Here is a 13,672-nt window from a genome sequence, read left to right as displayed (position 1 = left end):
GATTAATTTGCTTGAGTGTGTGTTTTTTTGTTCTTGACGTTGTGCTTAAGCTCGCGTATCTACCCGTTCCTACACGGAGCTATCACGTTTAGCTGCTCTTTCGGGCCTGAACGAATTTCTCCCAAGAATTTTAACCGTCAAAACTACGGTAGATCTTATGAAGACTCATTCCACTAAAGTGGCTGAGGTCGACAAGAAGTGGATCTTGATCGACGCAGAAGGCGTTGTTGTTGGCCGTCTGGCAGCATTCATCGCAAACCGTCTGCGCGGCAAGCACAAGCCGACCTACACACCACACATCGACGATGGCGACAACGTAATCGTTATCAATGCAGACAAAGTTGTACTGACTGGTAAAAAATACCAGAGCAAGAAGTACTACTGGCACACTGGTTACCCTGGCGGTATCAAAGAGCGCACTGCACGTCAGCTGATCGAAGGTCGTTTCCCAGAGCGCGTTCTGGAAAAGGCTATCCAGCGTATGATGCCAGGCGGACCTCTTTCCCGTACACAGCTGCGTAACCTGCGTGTTTATGCTGCTGCAGAACATCCGCATGATGGCCAGTCTCCAGAAGTGGTAGACGTTAAAGCCATGAATCCTAAAAATGCGAAGAGGGGTTAATTATGTCTGAGCTACAGTCCCTTGAGGAACTGGGCGGCGCAATCGCCCCTACCGAGAACGAAGCTCCTGTACATGTACAGAAGCTCGACGCACAAGGCCGTGCATATGCAACCGGTAAGCGTAAAGACGCTATCGCTCGTGTATGGATCAAGCCAGGCACCGGTAAAATCGTTGTAAACGGCAAAGAGTACGCTGAGTATTTCGCTCGTCCAGTACTTCAGCTGATCCTGCGTCAGCCAATCATGCTCACCGAGCGTGATGGCCAGTACGACATCAACGTAACTGTTGCTGGTGGTGGTCTTTCCGGCCAGGCTGGTGCTGTTCGTCACGGTATCTCTAAAGCACTTACTTTCTACGAGCCAGCACTGCGTCCGGTTCTGAAGAAAGAAGGCTTCCTTACTCGTGATAGCCGTGTTGTTGAACGTAAGAAGTACGGTAAGCGTAAAGCTCGTCGTTCCTTCCAGTTCTCCAAGCGCTAATACGCGATACTGGAAACAGTTTTACGGAAAGGGCTGCCATTTGGCGGCCCTTTTTGTATTTGGGCTCTCTGTCTTGCCGTGGGTGAAATTGCAGAGTTGTTGCGCTGGGGTTTGCCTGCCACGTTTGTGCGAAACTGTGGTGGGGATGTGCATTGATCCGGTGGTCGCAAAAGTTCTTGTCGGCATTCCTAATGGGGCTTGCCCCGCATAAACGAAGTGGGACGCTGGCTCGTCTTGCTTTGAGGTTGGATAAGAAGAACCTGAGTGCTTCGAGAGTGCTTTATCTGAAAGAGCATAAGGGCTTTTCCAATATGAGGCGATTGGAAGAGTTTTTGCGAGTTGGCTTGGGTGATGAGCAGTTTGCGCGGTTGAGTGAGAAGTACTTTTACTATTGCCGTGCTCAGCGCTTTCAGGAGCTGCATTTCCTCAAACAGTTTCCATTCTACGAGAAGCAAAAAGGTTTTTTTGTAGAAATAGGCGTTGGAGATGGAACGCACCTTTCCAATAGCTTCCTTTTTGAGAGGGCATTGGGTTGGTCTGGTTTGCTTGTGGAACCCAATTCAGATTGCTGGGAGCAGATTTGCTCAAGGCGTGACGCTGATTTGGATAAGAGAGCGGCTTGGAGTTCGGGAGGGGGAGCACTTCGCTTCTTTTGTGCTGATACTTCGGAGTACTCTGGGATGCTCTCCGTTGTAGGCCAAGGAACTAAGCCCGGGCGCGAGATTGAAGTTCCTATTGCTCGGACTGAGGATATTCTGGTTCAGCACAATGTGCCTGATCACATTCCCTTTATATCTATTGATACGGAAGGTACTGAGCTGGAGGTTCTCAAGGGAATAGATTTTTCGCGCAGGACGTTTGACTTCCTATGCGTTGAGCACAATCATAACTCAAAGCAGCAAGATGCCTTAGTCGCCTTTATGAAGTTGCAGGGATATGTGGTCACCCAGCCGGAACTCTCCGGAGCAGATTACTGGTTTGTTTCAGGGCAGGGGCGTGCGTCGTCTGTTTCTGCAAAGCAAGACGGTTATGGTGCGCCCTTGTTGGCGGACTAAGACTCAGCTCGCTTTTGCTTTCAGGCTGTTGTCGTTGACTGGAATGTTTCGCCAGCTCTTGTAGAGCGGATGGGCATTTTTCATATGCTCGAAGACCTTCACCATCACAAACAGTGAGGCGAGCTTTGCGAGGTAGGCGAGGATGCCACCCGTAAGCATAAGTGGAAGATTGTTGGTAGTTGCTGCCCAGATCGCTGTGCCTACTGCGATTAGCCCGATGACAAGAAGAGCGAGTGCTTTTTGATGATAAGGGGCTGGAACTGGAACAAACATCCGGTTCAGCCACATTCTCTCACCCAACATCGCTTTTTGCAGCCAAGTTTTTGCGCCAATTGCTTTTTTGCCAAAGGGTGGAATGACCCAAACCCATGCAACAGCTGCAAGTGAAAGGGCTAAAGCCCAGAACCAGCCGAGTGCTGGTTGATACCACAGAGGTGCAAGCAAGGCAGGAAGCACAAGGATTCTTGCCAAGAGGTTTTTAGGCTTGTTCATGCGCGTGAGGGCCGCGCTTTGTGTGTTCAGGTGCCGAACATGTCGAGGATCCCAGCCGCCGATCTTCCGCGGTTGCATTTGTGATAGCTTAGGATCTCCTGCCACGTTGTCCTCCATTTATTTCGTGAGAACAAGCGTGGCGTCGAGCAGACTCACTGCGTGTTCTCTTTATATGCGCACCTTAACATAACTGCCTGGTGCGTCTTCCAAAATTTTTGTGCGGCGTGCGCCCGGTTTGCGTGCTTTTACCTGATTATCATCCTGAGATGTAATCCATTTTTGCCAGTGTGGCCACCATGACCCAGGGGTTTCAGATGCATCTTGCATCCAGTTTTCCAAAGCACCCTCCGGCTTACTTCCTGTCCAGTACTGGTATTTCTCTTTGGAGGGCGGGTTGACGACGCCAGCGATGTGGCCAGAGCCACTCAAAACGTACTCCACGGGACCGCCAAAACACCCGCAGCCTTTGAATACGGATTTTGCAGGTGCAATGTGGTCTTCTTTTGTTGCCAGATTATAGATCGGGATCTGGACATCGCTCAAGTCGAGGTTTTGCCCGGCCAGTTCCATTTCGCCTTTCGCAAGTGCGTTTTTCTGGTAGCAGTTGCGCAGGTAGTATGAGTGGTTGGCAGCAGGCATGCGCGTGCTGTCCGCGTTCCAATAGAGCAGGTCAAACGGGAATGGATCTTTACCGCGCAGGTAATTGTTGACGACATAAGGCCAAATCAAGTCATTGGAGCGCAGCATGTTAAAGGCCGTCGCCATTTTGGAGCCGTCCAGATATCCTTTCTCGCCCATGCGATGTTCAAGAATTTCGATCTGCTCTTCGTCCACAAACACCTTCAGGTCGCCTGCATAGGTGAAATCCACCTGAGTGGTCAGGAAGGTTGCGGATGAAATGCGATCTTGCTCTCCGATTTTGGTAAGGTAGGCGAGGGTAGCAGCCAACAAAGTGCCGCCGACGCAGTAACCAATGGCGTTGACGGTCGTCTGCTGTGTGGTCTTGCGAATGCGCTCCAGAGAGTTGAGAATGCCGTCGCGCATATAATGCTCAAAGCTTTTTTGAGCCTGCGTCTCATCCGGATTGATCCACGAGACTACAAAGACAGTATGGCCTTGATCGACTGCCCATCTGATGAAGGACTTTTCCTTGTTAAGATCAAGAATGTAGTACTTGTTGATCCAAGGCGGAACAATAAGGAGCGGACGTTTGAGAACTGTTTCTGTCGTTGGTGTGTATTGAATCAGCTGGCAAACATCGTTCTGTTCTACGATCTTGCCGGGTGTGACAGCAACGTTCACGCCAACTTCAAACTTGTCCGGGTCAGTCTGACGGATGCGTAGGTCTCCGTGACCGGCCTTGATGTCTTCCGCGAGCAACTTCATGCCCTTCACCAGATTGCCGGCGTTGGACGACATGGTCTCGCGCAGCAGCTCCGGGTTGGTGAGGATGAAGTTGGACGGAGACATGGCATTGGAGATTTGCTTTATGTAAAAGCCCGCCTTATGGCGCGTGTGATCATCCAGTTCATCGGCGCCTTCTGCAAGTTCTTCAGCCCAGTTGCTCGTTTGCAAGTACATCTGCTTGATGAAGTCGAAGAAGTTGTTGTCGTCCCACTGGCTATCTTTAAAGCGCTTGTCGGTGTTGGTGGGGACAACGATTGGTTCTCTTTCCTCTCCAGCCATGCGCTGGAGCGTGGAGTTCCAGATGTTCATATATCCAGACCAGAGCTTTGTTTGAGCTTCTATGGCGCGGGAAGGGTCTTTCATCCAATAATTGCCGACCTCAGCGAGTGTCTTTACCACTGCGTTGAGTTCTTCGGTGCCACCGGATGCTGCTTCGCCTTTTTCGCGAGGCTCCAGATAGGCTGCCAGAGCCTTGCCGCCATTTTCGGCGATCTCGGAGAGGTTCTTGGCAAACTCCTCAGGATTATTGAGGATGTACTGCAACATTGGATTGGTGTCTTCACCGGTCATTTGCCTGCTCAGTCCTCGTATCTGGTGTCTGATTAATACTCGCCAGACCCAATAGTATTTGGTGTGCGTGATCGTGCTCAAAAATATACCACATACACTCATGCGTAATGGGGCGGTGTCTTAGCCTACAAAAACGGCATAATGAGTATATCCCTAAGAATTTTGACAGGCACGTGAAAATCCATGCTGATTGTCTTAGTCCTTAGGTGGATTCTTAGTAGGTATTTAGCAAGTAAAGTGCTCTTGCGGAACTGTGAGAAGTTTTGGGTTATTCTTAAGTTTTATGGATGAGTTCAACTCTTGAGGAAAACTCGGAATACTCCGAATTATAATAGTATTTCTTCTTAATATTTATCGGCTATGGTTTGAGTATATCGTGTTCTGTGTTCAGTAAATGACAACTGCCCTAGAGTAATAAACTATGTGTTGTTAACAGGGTAATATATGTGGACTACGGATGACGCAACTGCTAAGTGCATTTTTAATAAAGTTATGTGCGCTGCTTTTGTGTCGTCATCAGATAAAACGCGAGGTTCCAGATGTTGCTTAAGTTTCAACGAGTTTGCTGTGCAGTTGTGCTGGCAGGTTTTGTTGGCGGTTGTGCATTTGGCGAATCTTTGACGGTTTACGAGGCCATCGAAAAAGGCAACGGCGCAAAGCAGACTGGTGTGGCTGAACTGCCGCCAGAAGTTTCCAGCGATTTGCTTTCCCCAGAACAGCGTGCGGCTTCTGAAGCCAATCTGCTTGCAATCTCCTCTGAGAGTAAGCGCAGGGCAGGTCTTGGTGAGAGCTTTGAGTCTAGTACCGAACAGCTGAAAACGATTGCTGGTGAGCAGGCTGAGCAATCTCAGGATGTGCAGGCGCAATAATCTTTCGCCGCATTTTCATGTGGCGAATGCACCTTTAGTTGTGCATTTTGTGTGAAAGCCGTCTAATTTCTCAAGTCGAAATTGCAGATCCCGTTGTTAGCCGCAGAATTCTGCGGCTTTTTCTTTGGATTTAAAGTTTCACATCTTCTTTGAAAACTTTAAAAAAATGTCGGTTTTATCCCTCATGAATGATGCGAAAAATGTTCGCACCTGCTAAAAGGCCGTGGAAACTTGGCTGAAATGACTCGGGACCAAGTTTGAACAGAAATCAAAATATAGCTTGAAACGCTAAACTGAAGAAAGTGAGGCTCGCGTCATGGACGACTTTCACAAGACACGCCGGCTCCCGCCCTATGTCTTTGAACAGGTCAATCGTCTGAAAGCCAAAGCGCGAGCGGCAGGCGCCGATATTATCGACATGGGTATGGGCAACCCTGATTTGCCTACTCCGCAACATATTGTCGATAAGCTGGTGGAGACTGTTCAGAACCCGCGCACACATCGCTATTCCGCATCCAAAGGGATCCCGGGATTGCGTAAGGCACAGGCTGGCTATTATGAGCGTCGCTTTGGTGTAAAGCTAAACCCAGATACGCAAGTTGTTGCGACTCTAGGGTCTAAGGAAGGGTTTGCCAACATGGCTCAGGCGATTACCGCGCCGGGCGATGTGGTGCTTGTCCCTAATCCATCCTATCCAATTCATGCATTTGGCTTCCTGATGGCAGGTGGTTCGCTGCGGTCTATCCCGGCAACTCCGGGTCCTGAGCTGTTTGAGGCTCTGGAGCGGGCTGTGGTCCATTCTATTCCGAAGCCAATTGCAATTATTCTGTGCTTCCCAGCGAACCCGACAGCAAGTGTTGCTGATCTGGATTTCTATCGCGATGTGGTTGCCTTTGCGCGTAAGCACGAAATCTATGTGCTTTCTGATCTGGCGTACTCTGAAATCTACTTTGGTGATGTTCCTCCTCCGAGCATCCTGCAGGTAGAGGGGGCAATGGATATTGCTGTTGAGTTTACCTCTTTGTCCAAAACCTTCTCCATGCCGGGGTGGCGTATGGGCTTTGCAGTTGGTAATGAACGTCTGATTGCGGCTCTTGCTCGCGTGAAGTCCTACCTGGATTATGGTGCGTTCACTCCAATTCAGGTGGCAGCTGCGTCTGCGCTGAACGGATCAGATGACTGCATTCGTGAAACTCGCGAGATCTATAAGAAGCGCCGTGATGTGTTGATCGACTCATTTGGACGCGCTGGTTGGGATATTCCTGCTCCGGAAGCATCCATGTTTGCCTGGGCTCCAATTCCAGACCAGTTCAAACATCTAGGGTCTTTGGAGTTCTCCAAGCTGCTTATTGAAAAGGCAGATGTGGCGGTTGCTCCGGGAATCGGCTTTGGTGAACACGGTGAAGGTTTTGTACGTATCGGTCTGGTTGAAAACGAACAGCGTATCAGACAGGCCGCACGTGGCATTCGGAAGTTTTTTGAAGACGCGGGCAGCAATTCTGAGGAATTGAGCAAATCGGGCGCTTAGGCGTCCGCCCACCTACAGATACTGGGTATTTATGACTGATATTTTGAAAGTTGGCGTTGCTGGTCTAGGAACCGTCGGTGCTTCGTTGGTGCGTATCCTCGAGGCCAAGGCGAATGTTCTTGCCAATCGATGTGGCCGACCTATCAAAGTAGTGGCTGTGAGTGCTCGCAGCCGCTCTAAAGATCGTGGTGTTAATCTGGATGGATTGACCTGGTTTGAAGATCCCGTTGAACTTGCCAAGTTCGACGGGATTGATGTTTTTGTGGAGCTGATTGGTGGTGAAGACGGTCCGGCTGAGGTGAGTGTTCGCACTGCGCTAGAAACCGGTAAGCATGTCGTCACAGCCAACAAAGCCCTCTTGGCGAAGCACGCGGTTGCGTTCTCACACCTTGCAGAAGCCAAAGGTGTGAGCCTCAACTATGAGGCCGCTGCCGCAGGTGGTATTCCAATCATCAAGACCATGCGTGAGAGCCTTGCGGGCAATGATGTGTCCCGCGTTTACGGCATCATGAACGGCACTTGTAACTACATCCTCACGCGGATGGAGCAGGAAGGCTTGTCGTTTGCTGAGTGTCTTGCTGATGCGCAGCGCCTTGGTTATGCGGAGGCTGATCCAACCTTTGACATCGAAGGTTTTGATACCGCACACAAGCTTGCTCTGCTGACTAGCCTTGCGTTTGGCTGTGAAGTGAATGCAGATGCGATCTACGTGGAAGGGATCACTTCCATTACGACTGCTGATATTCGCGCTGCGGATGAACTGGGTTACCGGATCAAGCTGCTGGGTGTTGCTCAGCGCACTGATACGGGGATCGAGCAGCGCGTGCACCCGACTATGGTGCCGAAATCTTCTGCGATCGCCCGCATTGATGGTGTGTTGAATGCCGTTGCTGTTGATGGTGATGCGGTTGGTGAAGTGGTGCTGGTTGGTCCGGGTGCTGGCGGTGATGCAACAGCATCCTCTGTGATCTCCGATCTGGTCGATATTGCACGTGATGTTTCTCTGCCGGTGTTTAGTCAGTCTGCGACAACACTTGCAGATTATGTTCCAGCGCGTATGCGAGCGCATGAAGGTGGTTACTATATTCGTCTGGCTGTGTTGGACGTAGCCGGTACTTTTGCCACAATTGCGCGCTGTATGGCGGACAAAGGGATCTCACTTGAGTCTATTGTCCAACGTGGACCGCATTCCAGAAATGATAAGGATGGTGTAAGCGATCCTGCAGCACCGCGAAGTGTTATCCTTATCACGCATGAGACCACTGAGCTGGCTGTGCGCGAAGCTCTGGATGCGATTGCTGCTGAAAAAGTAACTTCTGGTAAGCCTCAGATGTTACGAATTGAGAACCTGAAATAATACTTCCTCACGTTTAACGTGAAAACAGGACACCCGAGAGGTTTAAATGGCGGATAGTCATCAGGACGCAACTGACGTTCTTGACCGTATTCTGACACTGGAACTTGCACGCGTTACGGAACGTGCTGCTGTATCTGCAGCACGTCTTCGTGGGCGGGGCGATGAAAAGGCAGCTGACCAGGCTGCTGTGGACGCAATGCGCCGCGAACTGAACCAGCTGCCAATCGACGGTACTGTCGTGATTGGTGAAGGGGAACGTGATGAAGCGCCAATGCTCTACATTGGCGAAAAGGTTGGCACCAAAGACGGGCCAAAGGTTGATATCGCACTTGATCCGCTGGAAGGTACCACGATCTGTGCGAAGAACATGCCAAACTCCATTGCTGTTATCGCGCTGGCACCAGAAGGTGGCTTGCTGAACGCACCTGACAGCTACATGGATAAGATTGCGATTGGTCCGGGGTATCCTGAGGGTACCATCGATCTGGATCGCCCAATTCAGGAAAACCTTGCAGCTGTTGCGAAAGCAAAAGGCTGCGAAGTGAAAGACGTAACCGTCTGTGTGCTGGACCGTCCGCGTCATGCAAAGTTGATTGACGACATCCGTGCCACCGGTGCTTCCATCTTCCTGATTGGCGATGGTGATGTTGCTGGCATCATTTACACCACTGACCCTGAAGAGACCGGTATCGATCTTTATGTTGGTATTGGTGGTGCACCTGAAGGTGTTCTGGCTGCTGCAGCTCTGCGCTGTATCGGTGGTCAGATGCAGGGCCGTCTGGTGATCACCCGTGAAGAGCAGGTTGAACGCGCAGGCCGCATGGGTATTGACGATATCAATCGCAAATACACCATGGAAGAAATGGCTGGCGGAGACGTTCTGTTTGCAGCAACCGGTGTGACAACTGGTAACTTCCTGAAGGGTGTGAAGCTGGGCCGTGATAACATCACCACCCACACTGTTGTGATGCGTTCCACGACTGGTACTGTTCGTTTCATTGAAGCGAAGCATACCCAGTTGGAAAAATTCCATCTGGATTGATTTAGCGCTTCCTTCAAGCTAGATAAATAGAGTGGGCGGGTGTGTTGAGCACTCGCCCCTTTTGCTTTTATACGAGAATCCGGGCAGTTTCTTTCTATGGTTATGACGTTGGATGCATCCAGTGCCGAGCGGCGTGTCGTTCTTGGTGTCAAAAAGTCTTTGAGCGCGCGTATGTGGCGTGAGCGGCTTGATGATCAGGGGCTCTCACAAGCACTTGCCATTGCGCAAAGAACCGACCTGCCTGAAGTGGTTGGCCGTGTGCTTGCCGGGCGCAATGTGGCGCTGGAAGAGGCTTCCGGGTTCTTAAATCCTTCCCTTAAAGACCTGATGCCGGATCCTTCCAAACTGGTGGATATGGATAAGGCCTGCGCGCGTGTTGCAGATGCGTTGCAAGCGGGCGTTAAGATTGCGATCTTTGGTGACTACGATGTTGATGGGGCGACGTCCTCTGCTTTGCTCAAGCGCTACTTGATGCAGCTTGGAGCGGAGCCGGATGTTTATATCCCGGATCGCATCATTGATGGTTATGGGCCAAATCCAACGGCAATCAATCAGCTTCATGCAGGTGGGGCACGGTTGCTAGTCACAGTAGACTGTGGTTCCACGTCGTTTGAAGCCTTTGAAGAAGCCAAGCGGATCGGACTGGAAGTGGTGGTTCTGGATCACCATCAGGTGGATGAGAGCTTTCCGGAAGTTCATGCTCTGGTGAATGCCAACCGGCAGGATGATCTGTCGGGGCAGGGCCACCTGGCAGCTGTGGGTGTTACCTTCCTGTTCCTTGTTGGTTTGAACCGGGAGTTGCGGCGGCGTGGTGCTTTTGCGCAGCGCGCTGAGCCCCGGCTTATGGACCTTCTCGATCTTGTTGCGCTTGGGACTGTTTGTGATGTTGTGCCGCTGAAGGGACTGAATCGTGCTTATGTGGTGCAGGGCCTTAAAGTGATGGCACGGCGTGAGAACATTGGCCTTTCCTGTCTTGCTGATATTTCCCGATTGAGTGGAAAGCCGACCCCGTACCATCTGGGCTACATGCTTGGGCCGCGCATCAATGCAGGCGGGCGAATTGGCGATTCAGCTCTTGGCATGAAACTGCTTTCCTCTGATGATCGGGCGGAGGGGGAGCGCATTGCAGCGACGCTGGAACGGCTCAACCAGGAACGTCAGGCCATGGAAGCTGTGATGCTGGAAGAAGGCGAGGGGCAGGCGTTCCAGAAAATGGAGGTCACTGTTCCTCCTGCCGTGCTTTTGACGGGAGCAGACGGCTGGCATCCGGGTGTTGTTGGGCTGATTGCTTCGCGGCTGAAAGAGCGTTACCGCCGGCCTGCTTTTGCGATGGCGTTTAATGAAAAGGGTTTGGGCACTGGCTCAGGCCGTTCAATCATTGGTGTTGATTTGGGCTCTGCGGTTCGTGCAGCTGTTGAAGCGGGTTTGCTGGTCAAAGGCGGAGGGCATGCAATGGCGGCAGGGCTGACCATTGAAAAGGCAAAAGTGCCTGAGTTTGAGGCCTTCCTGAGCGAGCAGTTGAGTGAGGATGTGGAGCAGGCCTCTGCTGACCATGAACTCACCATTGATGGTGTGCTGACGCCTGCCGGTGCAAATCTGAGCCTACTGGATATACTGGAACAGGCAGGACCTTATGGTGCTTCGCACGCAGAACCTGTCTTTGCCTTGCCATCTGTGCCGATCAAATTTTCCAAGGTGGTTGGGCAAGGTCATGTGAGTGTGACGCTTGGCGGCAATGAGGGAACGAATCTCAAGGCGATTGCTTTTAAAGCTGAAGACCAGCCTCACGGGAAGGCGCTCTTACAAGCCCGCGGCAAGCCCCTGCATATTGCTGGTAGTTTGAGTGTTGATACGTGGCAGGGGCAAGCGAAACCATCCTTACGCATTATTGATGTGGCAGACCCGACCCGAGGGCAATACGGAGCATAAGTCCGGTCTCATTGGATTGTGCCAGCTTGCGTGAGATGTTTAGTCTTCTCCATCTAAGGAGGCCTGAACTTGAATATTATCAGGGCCAGAGCACAGCATATTTCGGAGATGAATGAGGTTATCCTCTCAGCGAAAGGCCATTGGGGCTATTCGCAGGAGATGATGGATGTCTGGCTGCCTGATCTGATCGTTGATGAGGTTGTCTTGGCAAACAGGCATTTCTGGGTTTTGGAAAATGAGGGCCGGATTGCTGGTGTATTCTCAATTTCCGTTGATGCAGAGCAGTGCTGTGAGCTTGAAGATTTTTGGGTTTTGCCGGAACTGATGGGTAAGGGAGCCGGGCGGATTATGTTTGGTTTCATACAGAACTGGCTGCAAACTCAGCAGATGACGGAGCTGGTGATCGTCTCTGATCCTCACGCCAAAGGGTTTTATGAGCGTATGGGAGCAGAAGAAGTTGGGTATCGACCTTCCCTTCCTGAAGGGCGAAAACTACCTGTCATGCGATATGTTTTGGAACCAAGACCACCAAGGACTGTGTGATGGACTTTCGCAGGTATCAAACAACTGACTACGATGCATGCCTTGAGATCTTTAAGGGTAACGTTCCCAAGTATTTCATGGAGACTGAGCTGGAAGAATACAGCCAGGACCTGGAAAGGCTTGATGATCCGTACTTTGTCGTTGAGCGAGATGGAGTGATTGTTGCTGCTGGCGGGTATTGCCTGAACGCTAAAGGGGTTGGGCTAACTTGGGGAATGGTACGCCGTGAACTGCACAGTCAGGGAATTGGCAGGAAGCTCGTGCAATTCCGGCTTGCGCGTATTGCGGAAGCCTATCCGGATCAGACAGTTTACATCGATACCTTGCAGCATACACGTCCCTTCTATGAGAGAATGGGGTTTGTCGCTGAGTCCGTTGAGACGGATGGCTATGGGCCTGGATTGCATAAGGTGTTGATGAAGCGGCCTGCTGTTTCAGCTTAATTGCTTGCGGAAAATATCTACTCCATTCACATCGTCTTCAATGCAAAGCCAGCCCAAACCTTCATAAAACCCGCGCAGGCTGCGCTTTGCGAAGAGGTAGATGTGCGGTGTGCCATCGTTCGAGGCGAGTGTCTCCAGCTCCTTCGTCAGCCGGGAGCCGATGCCTTTTCCCTGGTGCTCGGGAGCGACCCATAGGGACGCGAGCCATGGCGCATATTGCGGGCGTTTACTCATATCTGAGCGCACCAGCATGACCATACCAAGGAACCCGGTCTGGTCGTGGGCGATCAATGTTGTTGGAATGGTTTCCTCGCTGAGGCTCGTGCGCAGTTCCACATAAACATCTTCAATCGGATGACCTTCTTCTTCCCACCACTCCAGCCACATGCCTTTTGCAGCTGGCTCAAGGAAGTGAGGAACATCAATGAGGTTTGAGATGCTCAGAGTTTTGTGCATTGATTTCTCCAACTGAGCTCTAAATATTTCTCATTAAAACAACAACATAAAGCACTTACTAAGCTTCAGAATAATCGAATGCAAACGTTATGCATTTCTTGGAGATCTCCAGAGACGATACGCATGCAAAAAGCTAAAAGGAGCTTAGCATGCCATCATTATTTTCAAAAATGCAGCGCGTTGTGCTGACTGGATTGTGTTCGACCACCCTTTTGATATCACCAATTGCTGGTGCATCTGCTTGCACGAGCTTTGTTGTTACGGCCAAAGATGACGGACGTGTCTATGGGAGGACCATGGAGTTCGGCTTTGAAACCGAGTCCACTGTTTCTCTGATCCCACGCAATTATGAGCTCACGAGTTCTGGAGAGCTTAACGGGGATACACAATGGGAAGGGGCAAAGTGGAAAAGCAAGTATGCTGTGATCGGTATGAATGCAATGAAGCATGAGACCGCGATTGTTGATGGTGTAAATGAAGCTGGTCTTGCAGCTGGAGCGCTCTACTTCCCTGGTTTTGCAGAGTATTCTGACGTGAAGGCGAGTGGCGCAGATGATGAAGTTGCGCCGATTGATTTTCTCGTTTGGGTCCTATCGCAGTTTGAGACAGTTGAAGAGGTGAAAGAAGCCGTCAAGTCGATCAAGTTGGTCGATGTTGATTTTGCTCCGCTTGGCGAAGTGCCTCCGCTGCACTTCACTATTCATGACCGTTCTGGAAAGTCCATCGTGATTGAGCCTGTCGATGATGGCTTGAAGATCTACGATAATGAGCTTGGTGTGATGACCAACTCGCCACAGTTCGATTAGCACTTAACCAATCTGCGCAATTACGTGAACCTGACGCCTATAACTCGGCTGGAAAGAAGTTTCCAGAAGGTGAG

14 protein-coding genes are annotated in these 13,672 nt (G+C 50.9%); 11 read left to right on the top strand and 3 right to left on the bottom strand.

Translation table 11 applies throughout. The features are described 5' to 3' along the window. The first annotated feature begins 157 nt into the window (after nucleotides 1–157). The 3 genes from rplM (at nucleotide 158) to PsW74_RS05240 (ending at nucleotide 2,156) form a co-directional block, all read left to right on the top strand. Complete coding sequence (rplM, locus tag PsW74_RS05250; RefSeq protein ID WP_057464394.1) at nucleotides 158–622, top strand: 50S ribosomal protein L13; 465 nt, start codon at nucleotides 158–160, stop codon at nucleotides 620–622. A gap of 2 nt (nucleotides 623–624) precedes the next feature. Continuing rightward, entirely contained in the window at nucleotides 625–1,101 is a 477-nt protein-coding gene (gene rpsI, locus PsW74_RS05245) for a 30S ribosomal protein S9 (RefSeq protein ID WP_057464395.1), read from the top strand. Between the two features lie 176 nt (nucleotides 1,102–1,277). Continuing rightward, entirely contained in the window at nucleotides 1,278–2,156 is an 879-nt protein-coding gene (locus tag PsW74_RS05240) for an FkbM family methyltransferase (protein WP_208987849.1), read from the top strand. A gap of 3 nt (nucleotides 2,157–2,159) precedes the next feature. On the opposite strand, the gene PsW74_RS05235 is transcribed toward PsW74_RS05240, so the two are convergent. Both PsW74_RS05235 and phaC read right to left on the bottom strand, forming a co-directional pair. After that, on the bottom strand, nucleotides 2,160–2,753 hold the full coding sequence (locus PsW74_RS05235) for a DUF6653 family protein (RefSeq protein ID WP_208981016.1): 594 nt from the start codon (nucleotides 2,751–2,753) through the stop codon (nucleotides 2,160–2,162). Between the two features lie 63 nt (nucleotides 2,754–2,816). Further along, complete coding sequence (gene phaC / locus PsW74_RS05230) at nucleotides 2,817–4,625, bottom strand: class I poly(R)-hydroxyalkanoic acid synthase (RefSeq protein WP_063289180.1); 1,809 nt, start codon at nucleotides 4,623–4,625, stop codon at nucleotides 2,817–2,819. Nucleotides 4,626–5,164: 539 nt separating this feature from the next. Here phaC and PsW74_RS05225 point away from each other — a divergent pair. The 7 genes from PsW74_RS05225 (at nucleotide 5,165) to PsW74_RS05195 (ending at nucleotide 12,336) form a co-directional block, all read left to right on the top strand. Continuing rightward, entirely contained in the window at nucleotides 5,165–5,494 is a 330-nt protein-coding gene (locus PsW74_RS05225) for a hypothetical protein (protein WP_208981937.1), read from the top strand. 316 nt (nucleotides 5,495–5,810) lie between these two features. After that, nucleotides 5,811–7,022, top strand: coding sequence for an LL-diaminopimelate aminotransferase (locus PsW74_RS05220; RefSeq protein WP_057464398.1), 1,212 nt, complete (start codon nucleotides 5,811–5,813; stop codon nucleotides 7,020–7,022). A gap of 31 nt (nucleotides 7,023–7,053) precedes the next feature. Next, nucleotides 7,054–8,379: a homoserine dehydrogenase gene (locus tag PsW74_RS05215; protein ID WP_063289179.1), complete on the top strand. Its 1,326-nt coding sequence runs from the start codon at nucleotides 7,054–7,056 to the stop codon at nucleotides 8,377–8,379. A 46-nt stretch (nucleotides 8,380–8,425) separates the two neighbouring features. After that, on the top strand, nucleotides 8,426–9,421 hold the full coding sequence (glpX, locus tag PsW74_RS05210) for a class II fructose-bisphosphatase (protein ID WP_063289178.1): 996 nt from the start codon (nucleotides 8,426–8,428) through the stop codon (nucleotides 9,419–9,421). Between the two features lie 96 nt (nucleotides 9,422–9,517). Further along, nucleotides 9,518–11,350, top strand: a complete 1,833-nt coding sequence (gene recJ, locus PsW74_RS05205) for a single-stranded-DNA-specific exonuclease RecJ (RefSeq protein ID WP_063289177.1) — start codon at nucleotides 9,518–9,520, stop codon at nucleotides 11,348–11,350. Between the two features lie 69 nt (nucleotides 11,351–11,419). Continuing rightward, complete coding sequence (locus PsW74_RS05200) at nucleotides 11,420–11,893, top strand: GNAT family N-acetyltransferase (protein ID WP_063289176.1); 474 nt, start codon at nucleotides 11,420–11,422, stop codon at nucleotides 11,891–11,893. Further along, nucleotides 11,893–12,336 (top strand): GNAT family N-acetyltransferase, encoded by a 444-nt coding sequence (locus PsW74_RS05195; protein WP_063289175.1) that lies wholly within the window; start codon nucleotides 11,893–11,895, stop codon nucleotides 12,334–12,336. Before PsW74_RS05200 ends, PsW74_RS05195 begins: the two co-directional genes overlap by 1 nt. Here the strand turns inward: PsW74_RS05195 and PsW74_RS05190 are convergent. Then, a complete protein-coding gene (locus PsW74_RS05190) occupies nucleotides 12,328–12,792 on the bottom strand; it encodes a GNAT family N-acetyltransferase (RefSeq protein ID WP_063289174.1) in 465 nt (154 codons plus the stop codon). The two genes, PsW74_RS05195 and PsW74_RS05190, sit on opposite strands and share 9 nt — an antisense overlap. 149 nt (nucleotides 12,793–12,941) lie before the next feature. Here PsW74_RS05190 and PsW74_RS30095 point away from each other — a divergent pair, with 149 nt between their 5' ends. Next, on the top strand, nucleotides 12,942–13,598 hold the full coding sequence (locus PsW74_RS30095) for a linear amide C-N hydrolase (protein ID WP_082830487.1): 657 nt from the start codon (nucleotides 12,942–12,944) through the stop codon (nucleotides 13,596–13,598). The last annotated feature ends 74 nt before the right edge of the window (nucleotides 13,599–13,672 follow it).

The organism is Pseudovibrio sp. W74 (assembly GCF_001623085.1).
GTDB lineage: Bacteria > Pseudomonadota > Alphaproteobacteria > Rhizobiales > Stappiaceae > Pseudovibrio.
The sequence above is the reverse complement of the archived record's forward strand: the minus strand, read 5'-3'. Positions and strand labels throughout refer to the sequence as shown.

Bases quoted from the DNA above. Each gene is read 5' to 3' on its own strand.
- rplM (WP_057464394.1), top strand. From the start codon at position 158: ATGAAGACTCATTCCACTAAAGTGGCTGAGGTCGACAAGAAGTGGATC.
- rpsI (WP_057464395.1), top strand. From the start codon at position 625: ATGTCTGAGCTACAGTCCCTTGAGGAACTGGGCGGCGCAATCGCCCCT.
- phaC (WP_063289180.1), bottom strand. From the start codon at position 4,625: ATGACCGGTGAAGACACCAATCCAATGTTGCAGTACATCCTCAATAAT.
- PsW74_RS05225 (WP_208981937.1), top strand. From the start codon at position 5,165: ATGTTGCTTAAGTTTCAACGAGTTTGCTGTGCAGTTGTGCTGGCAGGT.
- PsW74_RS05220 (WP_057464398.1), top strand. From the start codon at position 5,811: ATGGACGACTTTCACAAGACACGCCGGCTCCCGCCCTATGTCTTTGAA.
- PsW74_RS05215 (WP_063289179.1), top strand. From the start codon at position 7,054: ATGACTGATATTTTGAAAGTTGGCGTTGCTGGTCTAGGAACCGTCGGT.
- glpX (WP_063289178.1), top strand. From the start codon at position 8,426: ATGGCGGATAGTCATCAGGACGCAACTGACGTTCTTGACCGTATTCTG.
- recJ (WP_063289177.1), top strand. From the start codon at position 9,518: ATGGTTATGACGTTGGATGCATCCAGTGCCGAGCGGCGTGTCGTTCTT.
- PsW74_RS05195 (WP_063289175.1), top strand. From the start codon at position 11,893: ATGGACTTTCGCAGGTATCAAACAACTGACTACGATGCATGCCTTGAG.
- PsW74_RS05190 (WP_063289174.1), bottom strand. From the start codon at position 12,792: ATGCACAAAACTCTGAGCATCTCAAACCTCATTGATGTTCCTCACTTC.
- PsW74_RS30095 (WP_082830487.1), top strand. From the start codon at position 12,942: ATGCCATCATTATTTTCAAAAATGCAGCGCGTTGTGCTGACTGGATTG.